The 21625-nt window shown below is 66.3% G+C and carries 17 protein-coding genes; 8 read left to right on the forward strand and 9 right to left on the reverse strand.

The genetic code is table 11. The features are described 5' to 3' along the window. Window positions 1–149 precede the first annotated feature (149 nt). On the reverse strand, window positions 150–1202 hold the full coding sequence (locus ACYQOP_RS03210) for an alpha/beta hydrolase (RefSeq protein ID WP_056423623.1): 1053 nt from the start codon (window positions 1200–1202) through the stop codon (window positions 150–152). 218 nt (window positions 1203–1420) lie between these two features. On the opposite strand from ACYQOP_RS03210, the gene meaB reads away from it, so the two are divergent. The 3 genes from meaB to ACYQOP_RS03225 all read left to right on the forward strand — a co-directional run bounded on the left by meaB (window position 1421) and on the right by ACYQOP_RS03225 (window position 3514). After that, window positions 1421–2413: a methylmalonyl Co-A mutase-associated GTPase MeaB gene (meaB, locus tag ACYQOP_RS03215; protein WP_461221116.1), complete on the forward strand. Its 993-nt coding sequence runs from the start codon at window positions 1421–1423 to the stop codon at window positions 2411–2413. Continuing rightward, a complete protein-coding gene (locus ACYQOP_RS03220) occupies window positions 2410–3042 on the forward strand; it encodes a pyroglutamyl-peptidase I (RefSeq protein ID WP_461221117.1) in 633 nt (210 codons plus the stop codon). The genes meaB and ACYQOP_RS03220 overlap by 4 nt, the downstream gene beginning before the upstream one ends. A gap of 127 nt (window positions 3043–3169) precedes the next feature. Further along, a complete protein-coding gene (locus ACYQOP_RS03225; protein WP_056423612.1) occupies window positions 3170–3514 on the forward strand; it encodes a CsbD family protein in 345 nt (114 codons plus the stop codon). A gap of 64 nt (window positions 3515–3578) precedes the next feature. Here the strand turns inward: ACYQOP_RS03225 and ACYQOP_RS03230 are convergent, their stop codons facing one another. From ACYQOP_RS03230 to ACYQOP_RS03240, 3 genes are read right to left on the reverse strand one after another with little or no spacing between them, the layout of a single operon-like run. Then, entirely contained in the window at window positions 3579–4364 is a 786-nt protein-coding gene (locus tag ACYQOP_RS03230) for a 3-hydroxybutyrate dehydrogenase (RefSeq protein WP_461221118.1), read from the reverse strand. 26 nt (window positions 4365–4390) lie between these two features. Beyond that, entirely contained in the window at window positions 4391–5134 is a 744-nt protein-coding gene (locus ACYQOP_RS03235) for an acetoacetate decarboxylase (protein WP_056423609.1), read from the reverse strand. Window positions 5135–5172: 38 nt separating this feature from the next. After that, the gene (locus ACYQOP_RS03240) at window positions 5173–6309 is read right to left on the reverse strand and encodes a patatin-like phospholipase family protein (RefSeq protein ID WP_461221119.1); all 1137 of its coding nucleotides are present in this window, start codon (window positions 6307–6309) and stop codon (window positions 5173–5175) included. A 261-nt stretch (window positions 6310–6570) separates the two neighbouring features. On the opposite strand from ACYQOP_RS03240, the gene ACYQOP_RS03245 reads away from it, so the two are divergent. Further along, on the forward strand, window positions 6571–7533 hold the full coding sequence (locus ACYQOP_RS03245) for an acetyl-CoA carboxylase carboxyltransferase subunit alpha (protein ID WP_207410007.1): 963 nt from the start codon (window positions 6571–6573) through the stop codon (window positions 7531–7533). Window positions 7534–7890: 357 nt separating this feature from the next. Continuing rightward, window positions 7891–9471 (forward strand): L,D-transpeptidase family protein, encoded by a 1581-nt coding sequence (locus ACYQOP_RS03250; RefSeq protein WP_461221120.1) that lies wholly within the window; start codon window positions 7891–7893, stop codon window positions 9469–9471. A gap of 79 nt (window positions 9472–9550) precedes the next feature. Here ACYQOP_RS03250 and ACYQOP_RS03255 read toward each other — a convergent pair whose 3' ends face one another. The 3 genes from ACYQOP_RS03255 to ACYQOP_RS03265 all read right to left on the reverse strand — a co-directional run bounded on the left by ACYQOP_RS03255 (window position 9551) and on the right by ACYQOP_RS03265 (window position 13494). Then, a complete protein-coding gene (locus tag ACYQOP_RS03255; protein WP_461221121.1) occupies window positions 9551–9796 on the reverse strand; it encodes a hypothetical protein in 246 nt (81 codons plus the stop codon). A 131-nt stretch (window positions 9797–9927) separates the two neighbouring features. Then, window positions 9928–10644 carry a PhoH family protein gene (locus ACYQOP_RS03260; RefSeq protein ID WP_056423599.1) on the reverse strand — a complete coding sequence of 239 codons (717 nt, stop codon included), beginning with the start codon at window positions 10642–10644 and terminating at the stop codon, window positions 9928–9930. Between the two features lie 444 nt (window positions 10645–11088). Continuing rightward, the gene (locus ACYQOP_RS03265; protein WP_461221122.1) at window positions 11089–13494 is read right to left on the reverse strand and encodes an ATP-dependent helicase; all 2406 of its coding nucleotides are present in this window, start codon (window positions 13492–13494) and stop codon (window positions 11089–11091) included. A 116-nt stretch (window positions 13495–13610) separates the two neighbouring features. On the opposite strand from ACYQOP_RS03265, the gene ACYQOP_RS03270 reads away from it, so the two are divergent. Together ACYQOP_RS03270 and ACYQOP_RS03275 are read left to right on the forward strand one after the other, a co-directional pair. Continuing rightward, window positions 13611–13886 (forward strand): hypothetical protein, encoded by a 276-nt coding sequence (locus tag ACYQOP_RS03270; protein ID WP_461221123.1) that lies wholly within the window; start codon window positions 13611–13613, stop codon window positions 13884–13886. A 187-nt stretch (window positions 13887–14073) separates the two neighbouring features. Beyond that, window positions 14074–17646 (forward strand): AsmA family protein, encoded by a 3573-nt coding sequence (locus ACYQOP_RS03275; protein WP_461221124.1) that lies wholly within the window; start codon window positions 14074–14076, stop codon window positions 17644–17646. A 28-nt stretch (window positions 17647–17674) separates the two neighbouring features. Here ACYQOP_RS03275 and ACYQOP_RS03280 read toward each other — a convergent pair whose 3' ends face one another. Both ACYQOP_RS03280 and ACYQOP_RS03285 read right to left on the reverse strand, forming a co-directional pair. Beyond that, window positions 17675–18460 carry a polysaccharide deacetylase family protein gene (locus tag ACYQOP_RS03280; protein ID WP_461221125.1) on the reverse strand — a complete coding sequence of 262 codons (786 nt, stop codon included), beginning with the start codon at window positions 18458–18460 and terminating at the stop codon, window positions 17675–17677. Next, window positions 18457–20625, reverse strand: coding sequence for a S9 family peptidase (locus tag ACYQOP_RS03285; RefSeq protein WP_461221126.1), 2169 nt, complete (start codon window positions 20623–20625; stop codon window positions 18457–18459). Before ACYQOP_RS03285 ends, ACYQOP_RS03280 begins: the two co-directional genes overlap by 4 nt. 503 nt (window positions 20626–21128) lie before the next feature. Between ACYQOP_RS03285 and ACYQOP_RS03290 the strand changes: the two genes are divergently transcribed. Continuing rightward, complete coding sequence (locus tag ACYQOP_RS03290) at window positions 21129–21563, forward strand: Ros/MucR family transcriptional regulator (RefSeq protein ID WP_056423588.1); 435 nt, start codon at window positions 21129–21131, stop codon at window positions 21561–21563. The last annotated feature ends 62 nt before the right edge of the window (window positions 21564–21625 follow it).

Consider the following 21625-nt stretch of genomic DNA (forward strand, 5'->3'; position numbering starts at 1 on the left):
GGGCCGAGGCCAAGACCTCAAGCCAAGACCTCAAGCCAAGACCTCAAGCCAAGACCTCAAGCCAAGACCTCAAGCCAAGACCTCAAGCCAAGACCTCAAGCCAAGACCTCACACCAAGACCTCTCGCGTTGTCCGGTGCGGTGCTGCGCTCAGGCTCCACCGGCCGCCCGGCCGATCGCGCGCTTGACCACGCCCTGGACCTCGGGATTCGACAGGAACAAGTCGTGGTTGATGAGGCCGCCGCCGTAATCGGACGCATCCGCCACCCTCACGCCCAGGGCCTCCAGCCGCTCGCGGTCGGCCGCGCCCGCACGGACGACGCCGCCCGCGATGGCACCGGAGAGTTCCAGTGCGCGGTCGTTGGTCGAAGAGATCACCGTGATCTTCGAGACGTCCGGCCCCATTCGCTCCACCGCGCCGGTGAACAGGTCGATGTCGATATCAGGCGCCGCGAGGACGATGGCACCGATCCGCGCCATCGCCGCCTCGCCGGCCTCGGCACGCAGCATGCGGATGGTCTCCAGGGTCAGGAGAGTTCCCATGGAATGGGCAACGATGTTGATGCGCCCGCCGCTCGGCGAACTCGCCAGCGACTTCAGCAGGTCCTCGAACGCGTCGCGTGACCACAGCGCGCTCTCGCGGTCGTAGCCGTAATCGAAGGTGGCGGCCGCCGACGGCCAGGTGAAAAGGCCCGATGCGCCCCTGAAATGAATGCCGTCGGAGAGCCGGGCTGCGCTGACCGCCGCCGAGGCGAAGCTCTCTCGGTAGCCGTGGACATAAATCAGCACGTCGCGCCCGAAGGCCGCCTGGGTGAAAGCCGCCGCCGCGCCCGCCCCGGTCTCCACCTGCGGCACGGCGGTCACCGCCCAATCGCCAGACACCACGGAGGAGACCTTGCCGATGAGCGACCGGTCCGGTGCTGAGAGGCGCACCTCGGCAAAGCTCAGGCCGCGGCCGCGCTCGGAACTGAAATACGGGCTCTTGGGCGGGTTGCCCACGGGCTTGCGCGTCGTCGCCACCAATAGGATCGGGCTGACGTCGAGATTCGACTGGCGCTCGGGTCCGGTCCCACCGGTGACGAGCCCGTCGGCGACGCAGCCGGCGAGGCCCGGCGTCAGGCTAGCAGCGCCCATGAGCGCGGCGGCGCGGAACAGCGAGCGGCGGGTCGGCAGGGATGCCCCAACAAGGTGGTTTCGGATCATGGCGTACTGACGGCCTCGTGACGGCCCGGCGCTTCAAGTCCCGGCCCCTCCTCCTACCGTGTCGGTGACGATCGTGACCATGGCAGGGCATGAGCGTGGCGGGGGCCGATGTGAATAGCGGGCAGAGGCCGGCCTGTGGCCGGTCGGGTACAGGCCGTCCGGTGCTGAGGACACGTGCCCCCCTCGACGAAACCGAGCCGGCCCGGCATGAAGGGCTCATGGCGCTTCCTCCCTCTCTCGACATCGACTCCCTGCGCGAACGGCTGCTCGCGGGCGACCGCGCGGCCCTGGCACGCGCGATCACGCTGGCGGAATCGAAACGGGCCGATCATCGCGCCGCAGCGCGCAGCCTCATCGATTCGGTGCTTCCCCAGACCGGCACCGCGATCCGGGTCGGCATCACCGGGGTGCCAGGGGTCGGCAAGTCCACCACGATCGACAATCTCGGCGCCAATCTCACCGCCGCCGGCCACAAGGTGGCGGTGCTGGCGGTCGACCCCTCTTCCAGCCGCACCGGTGGGTCGATCCTCGGCGACAAGACCCGAATGGCCCAGCTGGCGCTCGACCCGAACGCCTTCATCCGCCCCTCCCCCTCATCGGGCACCCTCGGCGGCGTCGCGGCCAAGACCCGCGAGACCATGCTTCTTTGCGAAGCCGCGGGATTCGACGTGATCCTGGTGGAGACGGTGGGCGTCGGCCAGTCGGAGACGGCGGTGGCCGACCTCACCGACTTCTTCCTCGTGCTGATGCTGCCCGGCGCCGGCGACGAGTTGCAGGGGATCAAGAAGGGCATTCTCGAACTTGCCGACATGATCGCGGTCAACAAGGCCGACGATGGCGAGGGCGAGCGCAGGGCCAACGCGGCAGCCGGCGAATACCGGGCGGCGCTCCATATCCTCAGTGCTCCGAGTTCGACCTGGACCCCGCCGGTGGTGACCATTTCCGGCCTCAAGAACAAGCGTCTCGACGCCATGTGGGACAAGGTGGTCGACCACCGCAACAAGCTCACCGCCACAGGCGAAATCGCCAAGAAGCGCCGCGCGCAGGACGTGAAGTGGATGTGGGCCCTCGTCCACGAACGCCTGCACCAGCGGCTCGTCGGTTCGCCGGAAGTGCGCAAGCAGACGGCCGAGGCGGAAGCCGGCGTGGCGCGAGGCGAATCCTCCCCGGCCGCCGGCGCGGAGGCCATCGCGACGCTGATCGGGCTGTGACGGGGGGGCATCTCCTCGTCACCGGGTTCGGCCCTTTCCCCGGCATGCCGCGCAACCCGAGCGAAACGCTCGCTCGGCAGGTCGGACATCTCGGCCGGCATGGCATCGCCGGGTTCCCGGTGCGCACGCTCATCCTGCGCACCGCCTATGCGGCTCTTTCCGAGTCGTTGAAGCCGGCCCTCGCCCAGAGCCCGGCCGCCGTGCTGATGATCGGCGTCGCTGGCCGCGCCAAACGGGTTCGCGTCGAGGCTCGCGCCCTCAATCGGGCAAGCCGGCTGTTTCCCGATGCATCGGGGCGGATTCCGACCACCCTGCGGCTCGACCGTCAGGGACCAGCGCAGCGCGAAGCCCCCATCGCGGCCCGCGCCCTCGTCTGCCTGAAACGGCAGGGGATTTCGGCGATCCCATCCCGGAATGCTGGCCGCTACCTTTGCAACGCCAGTTACTTCCAGGCGCTGGCCGAGCCCTGCCCGGTTCTGTTCCTCCACATCCCACCCGTCCGGGCGGCATGGCGGCGATCCGCGTCGCCCGCGCGAAAACGGCGCGATCCCCTGGCGGTCCTTCCCAGGGCGGTATCCGAGGTGGGGCGTCTGCTGTTCATCGAAGCACGGGAGCGACACACCCCGTAAACCGCTCGCTCAAGAAAGTTGTCTTGCGATGGTGCGCTTGGCCGGTTCGCACGTTCTGTGACCATCGGATGCGGGCGCCGCCTTGGGAGCGCCGCTCACGCATCTGCGATTCTGAAGGAGTTGACCCATGGTTGATACGGATCGAGTCGTCGGGACGGCCAAGGACCTCGGCGGCCGCGTGCAGAGCGCCGTCGGCGATGCCGTCGGATCGTCGCGGACCTCGGCGGAAGGCCGCTACCGCGAGGCGGAGGGTCGCGCCCAGGAGGTCTACGGTCAGGCCAAGGACACCCTTCGCGACGTGGCGGGCAACGTCTCCGACTATGCCGGCGACGCCTATGACCGCGGCGGCAGCTACGTTCGCGATGGCGCCCGCGCCGTGGAGAGCCGTGTCGAAGAGAACCCGCTCATCGCCCTCGTGATCGCCGGAGCCGTCGGATACGGCCTCGCCCTGCTCCTGCACGGCCGCCGCTGAACACCATATCCGCTTGAAACGAGCCCGTCCCGTCGTGCCGACGGGGCGGGCTTTTCGCTGCGCGCTACTGCGCGGTCCAACCGCCATCCATGGGGATATTGGCGCCGGTGATCTGGCTCGCACCGTCGCCGCACAGGAACACGGCGAGGGCCGCCACCTGCTCCACCGTGACGAACTGCTTGGTCGGCTGGGCCGCCAGCAGCACGTCGTTCATGACCTGCTCCTTGGTCATGCCCCGTGCCTTCATCGTGTCGGGGATCTGCGCCTCCACCAGCGGCGTCCAAACATAGCCTGGCGAGATACAGTTCACGGTGATGCCATGGGTGGCGAGTTCGAGGGCGGCGGTCTTGGTCAGGCCGGCGATGCCGTGCTTGGCCGAAACGTAGGCCGACTTGAACGGTGAGGCCACGAGGGAATGGGCCGAAGCGGTATTGATGATGCGGCCCCATCCCCGCGCCTTCATTCCGGGGATGGCGTATCGCATGGTGTAGAAGGCCGAGGAGAGGTTGAGCGCGATGATCTGCTCCCACTTCTCCGGCGGGAAATCCTCGATCGGCGAGACGAACTGGACGCCGGCATTGTTCACGAGCACGTCGACCGAGCCGAATGTCTCCTCGCCAAGGCGGATCAATCCCTCGATCTCGCCGGGCTTCGTCAGGTCGGCCGGGGAATAGGCCGCCTTCACGCCGAAATCGGTCTCGATCCCGGCGCGCTCCTTCTCGATGTCCTCGGGCTTGCCGAAGCCGTTGATGACGACGTTGGCGCCCTCCTTGGCGAAGGCGCGGGCATAGGCGAGGCCGATGCCGCTGGTGGACCCCGTGACGATGGCGGTCTTGGATGTCAGGATCATGGAAGCCTCTCGGGTCATCTGGGCGATCAGGCGAGATAGTCGTGCAGCACCTGCCCGTAGGGCAAGGTGAAGTCGACGATCATGTGCCGGCCGCCGACGATGCGCTTCACCGGCAGGTCGGCGACCCGACAATTCACGTGCGGGATCAGGTCGAGGCGCGCCTCGCCGTCCCAGGCACCGTGAACGGTGATGTTCTCCAAGCGATAGCCGACGAGTTGGGCCACTTTCGGCGCGCCGGTCACGTCGGGAAGGAGCTTGAGGTTGACGTTGAGGCGGCCGAGGCCGGCCTTCACCGTGTCGAGCTCGTTCTCCAGGCTCTTGTGCTTGTAGGTCATGGTGCCCATCGCAACGCGCTCCTCGTCGTAATGGAGCGTGCCGGTGAGCGTGTCCTTCATCACCTTGAGGCGAGGCACGCCCCATTTCTTCGGGAAGCCCCAGATCTCGCGGCCAGCGGTGATCGGCGGCTCGTCGTCGAGATACATCTGGATCGAGAAGTTGCAGGCCTCGCCGTTATAGGTGGCGACGGCGCCCGATCCGCTCTCCTCGTAATCGCCGAACCCGGAGGAATCCGGCATCTTCATCCACTCGTAATAGACGAGGTTCTCGGGGTGGGGCTCCAGCGGCTCGGGTAACGCCCGGCGCAGGGCCTCGGCATCGGTCTCGTAGGTGATGATGAGGTATTCGCGCCTGAGGAACCGATACGGCCCGCGCGGATAGCTCGGACTGAAGGCGGGCATCGAGGGAACTTGCAGGATCTCGTCACGGGTCATGGCGTGTAGGCCTCCGGGATGAAGCGGTCGGGATGACGTCAGTCGCGGGCGTCCCGCGTCAGGTCGAACACGGCGACGCCGGTTTCGTCGTGCACTCGGTCGCACCAGGCTGGAGAGCGCAGAGAGCGGCGCATGTCACCGGCACCCGCCGCCCAATGCTCCAGCATGGTGGCGCGAGAGAACTCGTAATCCTTCGAGTTTCCCTCATAGGCTTTCCGCCGGTAGATCAGCTGCATCACGGTCGTGAAGTTGGCGTGGGAGACCTGGCGCAGGTAGGCGACGTCCTCGTCGCTCATCAGCTCGGGCGGCAGCTTCTCGGCCAGCCGCCGGAACGCGGCTTTCGCGCGGCGGGCTTCGAGGTTCTTGTCGGTGTTGAGCCGCGTGCGGCTCGAGAAGCGGATGTCCTTCTCGCGCTCGGCCGATTCGACCAGGGTGCGGGGCATCGGCCCGCGCGCGGCGAAGAGATCGACCTGATAGACCACGAGGTCACGGCTGCGCTCCTCGTCGAGGATGTATTGCAGCGGCGTGTTCGAGACGATGCCGCCGTCCCAATATTGCTCGCCGTCGATGGTCACAGGCGGGAAACCCGGCGGCAATGCCCCCGACGCCATGATGTGCTCGGGCGTGATGCGGTCGCAGCGATTGTCGAAATAAACGAAATTGCCGGTGCGCACGTTGACGGCTCCGATGCTGAGCCGGGTGCGCCCCTCGTTGATGAGGTCGAAATCAACCAGCCGCTCCAGCGTCGCCCTGAGCGGAGCGGTGTCGTAATAGCTCAGCGCCTCCGGGGCGCCCGGCGGATAGAACGTCGCCGGGGGAACGCGTGGCGTGAAGAAACCGGGCACGCCGAAAGTGGCGATCCAGTTGGCGCTGGCCTCGTTGAAGGCCGCACGCGCCTTCTCGCCGGGAAACCAGGGTGAACCCATCACGCCGGACGAGACCTGCTCCCAGAACGCCCTCAGCCGCTCGACGCGGCGCTCGGGCGGATTACCGACGATCAGGGCCGCGTTGATCGCGCCGATGGAGATGCCCGCCACCCAGTCGGGCAGGATGCTCTCGGCCGCCAGCGTCTCGTAGATGCCGGCCTGGTAGGAGCCGAGTGCGCCACCGCCCTGGAGTACGAGGACGTGGGATTCGCCGCTGGGAAACGCTATCACGGGCGCGGACCTCTCCATAGCGTCCCAGACGCCATACACAGAGGCTGGAGAGTGGACGCCGAACGATGACGGCACCATGACCCAAGGCCAAGCTTAAGGCTATCGTCGTGTAGGGCGAAGGCCGGCTCTGAGAGCCAGGATGGTTGACAGGCGGTGTTCCTTCGCCAACACCCCCGGCCAATCGCGGCTTTTCCCGCCCGCCCCGGACGCCTTCCGTCGCCGTTGTCTCCGACACGGCATCCCGGCGTACCAATGGCGACGAACAAGGATCTCTGACCGATGTCGGTGACGCGCTCCTATCTCGATTTCGAGAAGCCGGTGGCCGAGCTCGAATCCAAGCTGGAGGAGCTGAGGACCATGGCCGCCCGCGACGGTGCGGTCTCCATCAGCGAAGAGGTCGGCCGACTCGAAGGCAAGGCCGCCGCCGCCCTGTCGGACATCTACGCCACGCTGACGCCCTGGCAGAAGACGCAGGTAGCACGCCACCCGCAGCGGCCGCATTTCATCGACTACTGCGCCGGGCTGATCACCGAGTTTACTCCCCTAGCAGGCGACCGTACCTTCGGCGAAGACCAGGCCATCGTCGCCGGCTTCGGCCGTTTCGAGGGCCGTGCCGTCTGTGTGCTGGGCCAGGAGAAGGGCTCCACCACCGAGAGCCGCCTGCGCCACAATTTCGGGATGGCCAAGCCCGAAGGTTACCGCAAGGCGGTGCGGCTGATGGAATTGGCCGATCGGTTCGGCCTTCCCGTCCTCGCCTTCGTCGACACGGCCGGCGCGTTCCCCGGCATCGAGGCGGAGGAGCGTGGGCAGGCCGAGGCCATCGCCAGTTCCACCGAGGCCTGTCTCGCCCTCGGCGTGCCCAATGTCGCCGTCGTCATCGGCGAAGGCGGCTCAGGCGGTGCCATCGCGCTTGCCACCGCCAACCGCGTACTCATGCTCGAACATGCGATCTACGGTGTGATTTCGCCCGAGGGTGCGGCCTCGATCCTCTGGCGCGATCAGGGCCGTGCAGCGGATGCGGCCACCGCCATGAAGATCACTGCGCAGGACTTGCTGCGCCTTGGCATCATCGATGGCATCATCCCTGAGGCGACCGGCGGCGCCCATCGCGGCCGCGAGGCAGCCATCGCCAATACGGGCAAGGCCGTGGCCAAGGCCCTGGCCGAATTCGATGGTCTGAGCCCCGACGAGATTCGCGACCGCCGGGCCGCGAAGTTCCTCGATATCGGCCGCAAACTCTGATGCGTCGTTTTAGCGCATCCCTCATGCGGAACCGTTGAAGAGTTTGTTAAATCCCGCCTCGGGACTGTTCGTGAAGCCCCGCTATGACGACGGGCTTAGGGCGCATCGCACAGAGAAATACCAGCGGAATCAAGTCGATTGCTCTCCGACTGGCATGCCTGAAAGTCGAGGCTCGACGACACTTTGCGGCAAGGTGTTGCCCACAATGAGGAAGCCACCGAAATCCACATCCTCACGAGCCGGCCATTTGCGTCTTCTTGCGGTAACAACCGGGTAAGTTTAACGACGCTATTGGGTTGGGGAGTGGCGTTCGACGGGCGAGATCCCGCGAGCGCATGAATGAGGACGGGGTTCCCCATGGCTTTGCGCCCGCTGGCTCTACGCCTGGCTACGGCTGCCGGTATCGTTGCGCTCGCTCTCTCCCTCACCGCTTGCCAGGACGGCTCGATGGGCGGCGGCGTCCCGTTGCGGGCCCTGACTCCCGTCCCCGCGAAAACCTTGGCGCTCATGGCGCAGAAGGGCATGGCGACGAACGACCCCATCCTGATCCGCGCCTTCAAGAAGGAAGCGGAGATGGAGGTGTGGAAGCGTGGCGCGAATGGCCAATACGCGCTGCTCAAGACCTTCCCGATCTGCCGCTGGTCGGGCCAGCTCGGCCCCAAGACCAAGCAGGGAGACCGGCAGGCCCCTGAGGGTTTCTACACGGTGACACCGGGGCAGATGAACCCGAACTCGTCCTATTATCTCTCTTTCGATACCGGCTACCCGAACACGTACGACCGGGCCAACGGGCGGACGGGCAACTACATCATGGTGCACGGCACCTGCTCGTCCTCGGGCTGTTTCGCCATGACCGACGAATCGATGGGCGAGATCTACGCCTTGGCCCGCGATTCCTTCGCCGGCGGGCAGCGCGCGTTCCAGTTCCAATCCTACCCGTTCCGGATGACGGCGACGAATTTCGCCAAGTACCGCAACGACCCGAATGCGCCGTTCTGGAAGAACCTGAAGGAAGGCTCGGATTATTTCGAGGCTCTGCGCGAAGAGCCGCGCGTGAACGTCTGCGGCACACGCTACGTCTTCGGCGGACAGGATGTGGCGGCCGGCTCGTGCTCGCCGAAGGTGGATACGCTCGTTGCCGAGAAACGGGCGCGGGACAACCACGACATTGCCGAGCTCGTCGCCAAAGGCACGCCCGCGACGCGTGTCGTCTATGACGATGGTGGCCAGAATCCGGTCTTCCGGCCGCAGCCGCCCGCCTCGACGATGGCCTTCGCGAATTTGACGAAGAAGGAAGAGCCGGAGGCCCCCTACGACCCCAAGGAATATGCGCGCCATCATCTCGGTGAGGTGAGCCGGCCCGAGAGCCTGGCGGCCGGCGAGCGCGAGGTCGAGGTGGATGCCAAGGGACGGCCGGTGATGCTTGCCGCCGCCGAAGCTCCGATCCCGACCAAGGCCGCTGCGGCCGCCCTCAAGCCAGGGGCCGACAAGACCAAGCCCGGCAGCATCATAGCGAAGACGGATGCGGCGCCCGAACCGCAGAAGCCGGCGGCGACGGCGCGCATCATGGTGGCCGATGCCGACGCGGATTCACCTGCCTACACAAAGGTTCTCGGCAGCCTCTTCACCGCGAAGGCTTCACCGACGCCCGCAACCCCATCGGCCAATGCCGCCACGATCCCGGCTGTCGCATCCGCGCCGGAAACGATCCAGACGGCACCGAAGACCGGCAAGGGGCCCCATACTGGCCATGCGATCGCGGTGCCGACAGTGACCGGCGCCGTGGGACAGAAGGCCAAGATCGCCGCCGACCCCGTGAAAACCGGCAAGGCCACGACGAGCGGTGCGCCGTCACCTGTTGCCAAGACGCCTCCGGCCAAGGATGCCGCGCTCAAGGAAACATCGGTGAAAGCCACGGCGGCCACACCGAAGCTCTGAACGGCAGCACTCTCCAAGCGATCGTCGCACAAAAAAGGGCCCCGATCGGGGCCCTTTCAGATTCACATCGCTCCTGCAATCACATCCGGTGCATGCGGCGGTGATGCATCATCCGGTGACGCATGTGGTGGCGGTGCATGCGCATGTGGTGACGGCGGTGCATCCGACGATGCATGCGGCGCTCAGCATGGTGCATACGCACGGGAGTGACGGTCTCGGAGGAGGCCACACCCATCGGGGCGCCGGGGGCGGCCGAAGCGCTCGTGGCGAGGCCGGCTGCGCCGAGGCTTCCGACCATGGCGAGCGCGAAGATCAATTTTCTCATCGGGCGTTTCCGTTCTCTTTGACCCGAGCTCCGCGCTCGGATTGATCTCCCCCGCTGGCGCCGGGGAGATGATTGCCGCACGCCGAGACGTGCGGCGGGTCCGGTTCGACCCGCCGCTGATAACACTCAAGTCAGAGTTTCGTTTCCTCGAAGGCCCGTACCCATTCCGCGCAAATGCCCGAACGGACGATATCGTCGAGGGTGAATTCGACGATCGGGATCGGCATCATGCGGCTTTTGACGAGATGGATCACGGTTCTGAGGCCCGACGTCTCGCGCAGGTCGGTCTGGGACACGTCGCCATTAATAATGACCTGGCAATCGTCGCCGATCCGGGTGAGGAACATCTTGATTTCGGCGGTGGTGGTGTTCTGCGCCTCGTCGAGGATCACGAGGCAGTTCTTGAAGGTGCGTCCGCGCATCACTTCGAAGGGGACCACCTCGATGTCGCCGGTCTTCATGGCGATCTCGTAGGCGGCGTCGCCCATTCGCTCCTTCATGGTCTCGGTGAGCGGGGTCACCCAAGGCGCGATTTTTTCCTCTAAGCTGCCTGGGAAGAACCCGAGCGAGCGGCCAGCGGGGACGTTGGGGCGGGTGATGATGACCTTGGAGATGCGGCGCTGGCGAAGCTGATCCGCGGCGCGGGTTCCAGCAATGTAGGTCTTACCGGTACCGGCCGGGCCGAGAACGATGACCTGCTTGTTGACGGCGAGAGCGTCCAAATACTCTGCCTGTCGCTCCGTGAGCGGTTGGATCGGGGCCAGGTTACGCTCGTCGTCGAACCGGGTGCGGTGCAGCCGCACCGGGCGGTCTTCTACCAGCTCAAGTCGCGTGCGCCGTCTTTTCATCGATCAACACTCCAACTGGACTTGCCAACTAGGGTTTAACTGATCTTCGACCTGCTGACGTCTTTTAACCTCGATAACTTTTCCTGCACGGCTACTTTTATCAACACTACGCCAATTCGAGAGCAGGTCTTTCAGTTCCGGATGTCGCCACGACGCCTGTGGACGACTGGCCTCGAAGATGATGCGGGCCCCGCATGCGCGACCCACGAATCACCTACGCACGCACCATGCCGCTCCCGTCGCGACAGGGGCGTGACAGCGCGAATTCTTGAGTGTGTGGCCGAATATCTCTCGGAAGACTCGGCGGCGACAGTTGAAGCGGGTCATGCGGATGGAGAAGGCGGGATGTCGGCGCATCCATCTCGACCATGACACTCCTGCCCTGCTGAAGGGCTGAACCGGCCGGACCACATCGCTTATCGAGCGTGGAGCCGGCAGGGTGCTTCAGCCGCGCTGGATGAAGCTGTCGAGAACCATCTTGCGGCCGGCCTTATCGAAGTCAACGGTCAGCTTGTTGCCGTCGACAGCCGCCACGCTGCCGGGGCCGAACTTGGTGTGGAAGACTCGCATACCATCCGAAAACGCGGAGGGCGCACCCGTCGACTTCGCGACGAGCTCGCCTTCGATCTGGCGAGGGCCAGCATTGCCTCGTCCGGGCGGCGAGGACCGTCCGAAAGCTTGCCGATTCCCGCCTCCGAACTCCTGGTTGCCGGCAGTGTTGGCTTGCGCCCGCTGCCAGCCCGGTGTCGCGTAGGAGGAACCGAACGGCGCCGGGTTGCGGTCGAAGCGCGAGGCGCCGGCGGAGAAATGCGCCGGGGCGTCGACCACGTCGACGGCGTCGGCGGGCAACTCGTCGATGAACCGGCTCGGCACCGTCGAGGACCACAGCCCATGGATGCGCCGGTTCACCGCGAAGGACAGCTTGGCGCGTTTTCGGGCACGGGTCAGGCCCACATGGGCGAGACGGCGCTCCTCCTCCAGCCCGGCGCGGCCGCTCTCGTCGAGCGCCCGCTGGTTCGGGAACAATCCGTCCTCCCAGCCGGGCAGGAACACGGTGTCGAATTCGAGCCCCTTGGCCGCATGCAGGGTCATCAAGGAGACCCGGTCCGCCCCTTCCTGCTCGCTCGCCTCCATCACGAGGGAGACGTGTTCGAGGAAGGCAGCCATGTCGGGGAATTCCTCCATGGAGCGCACGAACTCCTTGAGGTTCTCCAGGCGCCCGGCAGCATCGGCGGATTTGTCCTTCTGCCACATCTCGGTGTAGCCGGATTCCTCCAGAATGGTCTGGGCCACCTCGGAATGGGGCTGGGTGCCGACCATCCGCGCCCATCGCGAAAAGCTCTCGACCAAAGCGCGGACGCCCGAGCGGGCGCGCGGCTTCAACTCGTCGGTCTCGATCAGGCTGCGGGCGGCCTGGAGCAGCGGCACGCGCTGCGAACGCGAATAGCCGTGGAGGATCTGCAGGGTGGCGTCGCCCAGGCCCCTCTTCGGGGTGTTGAAGATGCGCTCGAAAGCGAGGTCGTCGGCTGGGTTCATGGTGACGCGCAGATAGGCCAGCGCATCGCGAATTTCGGCACGTTCGTAGAATCGCGGTCCACCGATGACGCGGTAGGGCAGACCGAGCTGAACGAAGCGGTCCTCGATTTCGCGCATCTGGGCCGAGATGCGCACGAGCACGGCGATCTCCGAGAGCGGATGCTGCTTGGCCTGCAGGCTCTCGATCGATTCGCCGAGTTGGCGCGCCTCTTCCTCCGAATCCCAGGCGCCCGACACAGTCACCTTCTCGCCGGCCACGTCTTCGGTGCGCAGGGTCTTGCCGAGGCGGCCTTCGTTCTTGGCGATGAGCCCGGATGCGGCGGAGAGAATATGACCGGTGGAGCGGTAGTTGCGCTCGAGCCGCACCACGGCCGCACCGGGGAAATCGTGTTCGAAGCGCAGGATGTTGTCGACCTCCGCCCCGCGCCAGCCATAGATCGACTGGTCGTCGTCGCCCACGCAGGCGACGTTGCGGTGCCCCTGCGCCAGCAGGCGCAGCCAGAGATACTGGGCGACGTTGGTGTCCTGGTACTCGTCGACCAGGATGTAGCGGAAGCGCTGCTGGTAATTCGCCAGCACGTCCGGGTTCTCGCGCCACAGCTTGAGGCAGAGCAGCAGCAAGTCGCCGAAATCGGCGGCGTTCAACGTCAGGAGCCGGGCCTGATAGGCGGTGTAGAGCGCGCCGCCCTTGCCGAAGGCGAAGGCCCCCGCCTCGCCGGGGGGGACCTGCTCCGGCAGGAGGCCGCGGTTCTTCCACCCGTCGATGGCCGAGGACAGGGCGCGGGCGGGCCAGCGCTTCTCGTCGATGTTCTGGTCGACGATGACCTGCTTCATCAGGCGCAGCTGGTCGTCCATCCCCAGGATGGTGAAATCCGATTTCAGCCCCACCATCTCGGCGTGCCGGCGCAGGATCTTGGTGCCGATGGAATGGAAGGTGCCGAGCCAGGGCATCCCCTCGCCGGCCGGGCCGATGAGGGCACCGATCCGGTGCTTCATCTCGCGGGCGGCCTTGTTGGTGAAGGTCACCGACAGGATGTCGTAAGGCCGCGCCTTGCCGGTCGAGACCAGATGGGCGATTCGCGTGGTGAGCACCCGCGTCTTGCCGGTGCCTGCACCAGCGAGGACGAGGACCGGCCCTTCCGTCGTCTCGACTGCGCGGCGCTGCTCGGGATTCAGCCCTTCGAGATAAGGCGAACCCTGTGGCCTGAGGGAGGCCATGGCGCGCGCGGCGATAGAGGTCTGCGCGGCCTCGGCCGCCACGCCGGAGGCCGGCGCCGGCACAGGGGCCGTCGTCGCGTCGGGATGCTGTTTCATGTTGCTTCCCTGGACCAAAACGCGAACGACGTCGAGGGTTGGGACAAAAGGTCGGCCCCAGATGGGTAGCCGGGAGGGGAACCACGGTTTCCTCTCGGGCGTCGTCTCACCATACCGTGAACATCATCACCAGAGGACGTTCCATGCGTACCGCTCTATCCGCCATCTCGATGCTGACCGTTGTCGCCGGCCTTGGCCTATCCCCCGCCCTGGCCCAGTCACCCGGCACGCGATCGCTGAACGAAACCAACGACCGACTCGCGACCCAAAGCGAGATTCGCGGCGTCCGGCATCAGCAGCAATTCGAGAACAATCAGATCCGCATGCAGATGCAGCGCAACGAAGTCACCCGTCCGGCCCCGATCGGCTCGGGACTGACGCCGCGTCGCTGACCAGATCGGCTCCGGAGGGCATGCCCGGCAGCTGTTGACCGCGAGAAACGCCTCTGGCGCGGAACCGGTCACCTTGTGCTATGCCGCACAGGGTGGGGGCACGACCGGGCATGACGTCCGGTGAGACGAAGTGCCCGCCCCATGGCAGTCCCGGAGACCGGGCCGGAGCGAGGCGGAAACCAAGACGGTGCGAGACATCCTGACCGCGCTGGCGGGCGCCGTCATCCTGATCCTCGTCGCGGCCCTGGCGGTCCCGCCCCTCGTGGCTTGGGAGAGCTACCGCACATTGGTGGACCGGACGATCGGCAGGTCGCTCGGTCTCGACGCGCGGACCGAAGGACGGATCGCCGTCAGGCTTCTCCCCTCGCCGCAACTGAGCGTCGATCGGCTGCGCATCGGCGGACAGGTCGACAAGCCGGCGTTGGACCTTTCGCTCGTCAAGGCCGAAATCGGTCTCACGCCGCTGCTGACGGGGGAGGTCCGCTTCACCGAGACGCGGATCGGGCGAGCGGAAATCAAGCTCCCGATCAGCGACGACGACGCGATCCGCCTTCCCGCCGATCTCTATCAGACGCTCGCCGATCAGGATCTCGCCATTGAGGACCTGTCCATCGGACAAGTCATCCTCACGACCGTCGTCCCGCAGAGCGGCCGCACCGATCAGGTGCGGGCCGAGACCGTGCATCTCTCGGCGCCCCGGCTTCTGGGCCCCTGGCGGATCGAGGGGACGAGCGGCGCGGTCGCCTTCCGGATCGCCACCGGCGAACCCGCCGAGGACGGCAGCGTCGCCGTGAAATTCTCCGGCGGCGGCGATACCCGTCCGCGCTTCGAGGCCGACACTCGTATCCGACTCGAACCTGTGCCCGGCGAGGCTCCCGCACAGGGTGGCCAGCTGCGTGCGATGATTCCGAAGGCGGAAGGATCGGCGCGGGTCGTGGTCGGGCCGCCGGTTCAGGTGGCGGGCGCCTACCTGCCGTTCTCCCTGGGCGGCACGTTCAAGGCGCGGGGACCGGTGGTGCGGTTCTCCGACGTGAAGGCCGAAATCGATCCTGGCGGTCAGGCCATGCGACTGGCCGGAACCGGACGAATCGATCTGCGCTCCTGGCGGGCAGCACTGACCTTGGAGGCGCGCCGCCTCGACCTCGATGCCTTCCTGATTTCAACGGCCGGTCAGGCCATGCTGGCGCGCGGGATGCCCCGCGCCGGATCCGAACTTCCGATGATGGTCGATCTCGACCTCGCCCTCGAAAGCATCGGCCTCGGCCTCGACGAATGGACGAATCTCCAGCTGTCCGGCACGTTCGACCGGACGGGAGGCCTCGCGCTTCGGCGCTTCTCGGTGACGGCGCCGGGCAACACCGCCCTCACCGCATCCGGAGAGGTCGATACGCAACCGGCCCTGCGCTTCACGGGCAACGTCTCCCTGGACGCCGCCGCCTCCGACGGGTTCGGGCGGTACCTGCTCAAGTTCGGCCTCGGCGGCCCGGCTGTCGCGGTGATGGACGGGCGCCCGATTCAGGCATCCGCGGACGTCTCGACGGCGAGCCCGTCCTCGTCACTGCGAAACCTCCGGCTCTCCCTCGGCGAGGCGCGAATCACCGGCAACGCCCGCTATACCCATGCCGAATCGGGCGGGCGCGGGCGCTTCGATGCTCAGCTTTCGGCGCAGGGCATCGATGTCGCCGCTCTGCCTTCCTTCGGCAGCGCCTTGTCCGGCCTTCACGACCACGACCTCGGCCTGACGATCCAAGCGCGGGACGTGCGCTACGGGCCGGCCGGGGCCCATTCGGGCAACGGAACCATCGCCGCCAGCATCCAGTCGGACGGAGCGAGCCTGAACGTCGGCAGCCTCGACGTCACCGACCTCGCCGGCGCCAACGCCAAGCTGTCGGGCCGGATCGCGCCGGACGGGTCAGGCCGTATCGCGGGCCGGATGTGGGCGCCGGTGGCCGCCCCCCTCATCGCCCTTCTCGACCGGACGTGGATCGCCGAGGCTCGGATGATCCCCGGTTTCCTGCGGGCGGGCAGCCTCGATCTCGCCGTGACCCTGGAGCGCGAGGCAGGAGCCGCCGACACCCTGCGCACCAGCGCCAGCGGAACAGCCGCAGGCGGCAGTCTCGGACTCGACCTGCTCTCGCGGGGCGGGCGTATCGACAGCCTGTCCCTCGATCTGACGACGCCGCTCGCCGGACGTTGGTTCGAGCGCGAGGACATGGCCGCCCTGCGCAAGCCGGCGGCCCTGCACATCAGCGGAGCACGCGGTCAGCCCGCGCCCGACGGCTCGGTTCCGGCCCTCGGCCTCGATATCTCCGGCACCATCGCCGACCTCACGCTCGCAACGGTGAAGCCGGTCGTGCCCGGTCCGGGCCAGACCCCGCCGGAAGCCGGCGAGATCCTTTTGAAGACGCCGGATCTCGCGCCCTTCCTCATTCTCGCCGGAAGCACGGATGCCCTACCCTCGCCGATGCCGGCGGAACTGCTTGTCGGTCTGTCGCGGGCCGGACGCGATGCCCATGCCGACGTCACCGGGCGGATCGCGGGGGCCACGGTTCTCGCCAATGTCAACCGATCGCCCGCCGGCGACATCTTCGGCAGCATCGCGCTCGGCCGGCTCTCGCTGCCCTGGCTCGCCGCTTCCCTGATCGTCCCGCCCGACGCGAAGAAACCGGAAGCCGGAGACGGCGCACGGTTCGGCGCAGCGCCAGCTGTCAGACCGCCCATCGACCTCGACGTCAGGGTGGATAAGCTCGATCTCGGCCGGCGCTTCACCGCCGAAGGGGCGGCTTTCGGTGCCCGGCTCGACAACGGCGTCCTCACGATTCGCGACGTCAACGGACGTCTCGCCGGGGGACGCCTCGTCGGCAACATCACGTTGTCCCGGCAGGGTGGCGCGGCAGCGATCTCCGGGGAAGGCAGCCTGAGCGACGCCTCCATCGCGGACCTCGTCGGTCCGGGACCGATCTCCGGCCGGGCCAGCGCGACCCTTCGCTTCGGCGCTTCGGGCCAGAGCCTCGCGAACATGGCGAACAATCTGGGCGGAAGCGGCGATCTCCGCCTTACCGATCTGGTGCTTCCCGGCGGCGATCCGGGCGGGATCGAGCGCGCTTTGGCCAAGGCGCTCGCGGAAGACGATCCGCTCCGGGAGGGACGGCTCCAGGCCCTGGTGGCCGAGGAACTCGCCGCCGCGCCGATGGCAGTGAAGGGAACGGTGAAGGCATCCGCGACCCTCTCGGGCGGCTCACTGCGCGCCGCGCCTCTCACCTTCGATCTCGGCGGACCGCGCTGGGCCGGCACCCTCTCCGTCGACCTGACGACGGGGCGGTTCGATGCACGCGGGACATTGACGGGTGGCGGCGCTCCGAAGGGCTGGACCGGAGGGATTCCCTCGATACAGCTCGCCTATTCCGGCCCGCTCGCGAAGCCCGACCGCAGTGTCGATACCGGGCCCCTGACCACCGGCCTCGCCGCCGTAGTCCTGCAGCGCGAACTCGATAAGATCGAAGTGTTCGAGGCCGATCAAATCGAGCGCCAGCGGCGTCGCGCCAGGATCGAGATGGACAAGGTCCGAGCCGCTGCCATCAAGGCGGCGGCCGACAAAGCCGCAGCGGAGAAGGCGGCCGCCGAGGAGGCCGCCCGTCAGGCGCGCATTCGCGCACTTGCACCGAGCCAAGACGATGCCGCTCGCCGCGCCGCCGATGGCGTCCCGGCCCCGGATGTCCTTCCAGGCCGGGCGGTCGAACCGCCCGCACCGCAGCCCTAATAGCGGCCGGTTTCAGGAACGAAGACGATCAGGGAACCGGCAGCGCGGCCCGGGCCGCCACGATTGCGTCGGTCAGCACGGCATTGGCGCCCTCGGCTTTGAGGGTCGCCACCGGAACGACCACCACGTCGGCGCAGGCCTGGACGACATGGGCGAGGTCGAACTGGACTGCGAGGCCGCCCGCCTTCGCATCGAGCCAGACAGTCATCGCAGGCGGCCCATCGCCATCTGGCGTCGATACCGCCTCCCGGCACTCGTCGTCGTCGGCATCCGCCTTCGCCTGACCGGTCCTGGGGCGATAAGCCTTGAGGTAGAGGTCGAAGAGCCGCTTGGAGGACAGGGACACCATCCTGCTTCCATCCATCTCGGTCTGGAGCGCGACCTTGCCGGTGAGAGCGGGCGGAAGCAGCGCGGTCCAATCGACGGGAGCACCGGAAACGAGGTCGTAGACGATTGCCGAGGTGCCGGTATTGGGATGTGCGCCGCCGCAGAAGGCGCTGTCCGTCATCGTGTAGCTGAGGAAGCGGGGGCCCCGCATCGTCACGTCGATATGCCGGCCGTAATCGGCATGTTTGCCTCCCTGCGCCAGACACTCGGCCGCGGCTTTACGCGCCGCTCCGTCTAGGCGCTGAACGGCGGCGTTGATCCGCCGCTCGGCGTCGTCGACGGGGTTGGCGATCCGCGGCATCGCCGACAGATCCTTGGCGAGATCGGGGGGAACCTCGAGGGCCACCGCCCTGTCCGCTGCCGCGCCCGGCACCAGCGTCGCCAGGAGGCACCCGGCGGCGGCAGCGGTTCGGACGAAGGCCGTCACGGCTGCGGTTTCTCGCTGCCACCAGCCAGCCCCACCGCCCGGAGGGCGAAGGCATAGATCAGCGCCACTTCTTCCAGCCGGTCGAAGCGTCCCGCCGCCCCGCCATGGCCGGCTTCCATGTTGATCCGCATCAGGACGGGGCCTCCGCCAATCATCGTGGCGCGCAGGCGCGCCACCCATTTCGCCGGCTCCCAATAGGTCACGCGCGGGTCGGTGAGTCCGCCGAGCGCCAGGATCGCCGGGTAGTTCTGCGCCGAGACGTTGTCGTAGGGCGAGTAGGACAGGATGCTCTCGAAATCCTCGACGCTCGCGCCCGGATTGCCCCATTCCGGCCATTCCGGCGGGGTCAGCGGCAGGTCGCCGTCGAGCATGGTGTTGAGCACGTCGACGAACGGCACGTCGGCGACGATCCCGGCGAAGAGGTCCGGCGCGAGGTTGGCCACAGCCCCCATCAGCATCCCCCCAGCCGATCCGCCATGGGCGACGATGCGCCCCGACGTCGTGTATCCGGCGTCCGCCAGGGCGCGACCGCAGGCGACGAAATCCGAGAAGGTGTTGGGCTTCTTGGCCCGCTTGCCGTCCATGTACCAGTGCCAGCCCTTCTCCGTTCCGCCGCGCACATGGGCGATGGCGTAGACGAAGCCGCGATCCACCAGCGACAGCAGGTTGGTGCGGAACGCGGCCGGCATCAGGGTGCCATAGGAGCCATAGCCATAGAGCAGCAGCGGAGACGAGCCGTCGAGGACGAGGTCACGACGGTGGAGGAGCGAGATCGGCACGCTCTCTCCGTCAGGTGCCGTGGCGAAAATCCGACGTGTCACATAGGCGGCGGGATCGTGCCCACTGGGGATGGTCTGGCGCTTGCGCAACTGACGGGCGCGGGTCGAACAATCGTAGTCGTAGGTCTCGGCCGGCGTCGTCATCGACGAATAGGTGAACCGGATCACCGCCGTCTCGAATTCATGGCCCGGCTGGAGGCCGAGGGAATAGGCTTCCTCGGCGAAGGCCACGATGTGCTCGTTGCCCTGCGTATCGCGGACGACGATGCGGGGCCGGGCATTCTCGATCTCGAGACGCACGAGATGCTGGGCGATGACATGCTGGTGGCGGATCATCACACCGCGCCGGTACGGAATCAGATCGGTCCAATTGGCGCGGCCCGACGCACCGATGCGGGTGGTGACGATCTTGAAGTCCTCAGCCCCGTCCGCATTGGTTAGAATGAAGAGGTGGTTCCCCCAATTCTCCACGGAGTAGATGAGCAGCGGCTCCCGCGGCTGAACGCATAGCAGTGTTGCATCCGGCGACCGGCGATCGAGGAGATGCACTTCCGAGGTTTCGTGGTCACTTGCCGTGATGGCCAGGTAATCGCGCGATTGGGTCGTCTCGATATGGACGAAGAAGCCAGAATCGCGCTCCTCATAGAGCATGCTGTCGGCGGACTGGTCCGTCCCGACCACGTGATGCATGACGCGGGCGGGACGATGGTTCTCGTCCACGGCCACGTAATGGAACGACAGACCATTCGCTGCCCAGACCACCTCGCCGGTGGTCGATTCGACGCGGTCCGGAAGATCCTGTCCCGTGCCGAGATCGCGGACGCGGATCGTGTGAAGCTCGGACCCCTTGGAATCCGCGCTCCAGGCGAGGCGAGCATGGTCGTCCGAATGCACCGCCGCCGCGAGCTCGAAGAAGGCGAGTCCCCTGCCCTCCTCGTCACCATCGAGCAGGACGACTTCGCCCTCCTCAACCCCACCCGTACCGGCCGTCTCCGCCCCATGACCGGGGATCACCACCACCGTGCGCGGCCGGCGGCAGACGAGGGGATGCTGCCCACCCTCGCGATGCCGGGTGTAATAGGCGAATGCACCGTCCGGCTCGGGTACACCGCTATCGTCCTCGCGGATGCGCCCGCGCATCTCCGCTACCAGCGTCTTCCGCAAGGGCTCGAGATCGCCGAGCGCGGCTTCCGTATAAGCATTCTCAGCATTGAGATGTTCGCGGATATCCGATGGAAGGGCAGTAGGATCCTTCAGGACGTCGCGCCAGTTCTCGGCTTTTAGCCAAGCATAATTGTCGGAAATTGATCGGCCATGCACCGTGAATGTGTGCGGGCGCACGTCAGGGACAGGCGACTTGCTTTCCAGGTGGAAAAGATCGTCCATGGATACACCTGCAAGGTTGCCAAACATCGTCGGCTGAATAGCGTAGCGGCGATCAATTCGGCTTGTGATCGCCTTCGATGTCTGCATGTGTCCCAGCTGAACGCTGTGGGCAAGGTGGAGCGGAAAGTCTTTTCCTGCCGTCTTCGGCCGAACTGTGCCAGACCGGTCAACCGATCGGGAATGCGCAGAATCAGAATGCGTCCGATCATGCATGCATAAGTGACGTCAAACTTTCGCCAATGCATGATCACGCTGAATTGAACTATTGTTCAAAAATCTTGATTCGGCATATCCAGAGGTTTGACTTATGTCTTGCAGGGCCAACTTGAATATCATAAAATGACTGACATGGCGATTACCATCGCCCATCATCATGGAACACCGCTGCGTGACGCCACGATGCCGAAAGTCAATGCCGTGGTTTGCCAAAACGCCTCTTGGCTCCTCGCCCGCATACTTAACAGACTGTTACCGGCATCGTGCTTAAGGGAACCGTTTAGACAATGAGCGACATTGAGAATTCGGCCGACTTCGTTGAACTGACGGTCGACATCGTCTCGGCCTATGTGAGCAACAATCCTGTGCCTGTCGGTGAGCTCGCACAGCTCATTACCAAGATCCACGCCTCGCTGACCCAGGTCGCGAGCGGTGAAACCGAGGCCAAAGTCGCAGCCGCCCCGCAGCAGCCTGCCGTTCCCGTCAAGAAGTCGGTGACTGCCGACCACATCATCTGCCTCGAGGACGGCCGCGTATTCAAATCGCTCAAGCGCCACCTTCGCGCGAAGTACGATATGAGCCCGGAACAGTACCGTGCGAAGTGGGGCTTGCCGTCGGACTACCCGATGGTCGCCCCGAACTACGCCAAGGCTCGTTCGGACCTCGCCAAGGCGATCGGTCTCGGCCAGACCCGCAACGGGACCTACGACGAAGCAGCGTAAATCGATTGGCCGGGCATTCGCGAAATCTCGCAGCCCGGCCTTTTCCCGTTCCGCAGGAGCGG

The organism is Methylobacterium sp. CM6247 (assembly GCF_054817925.1).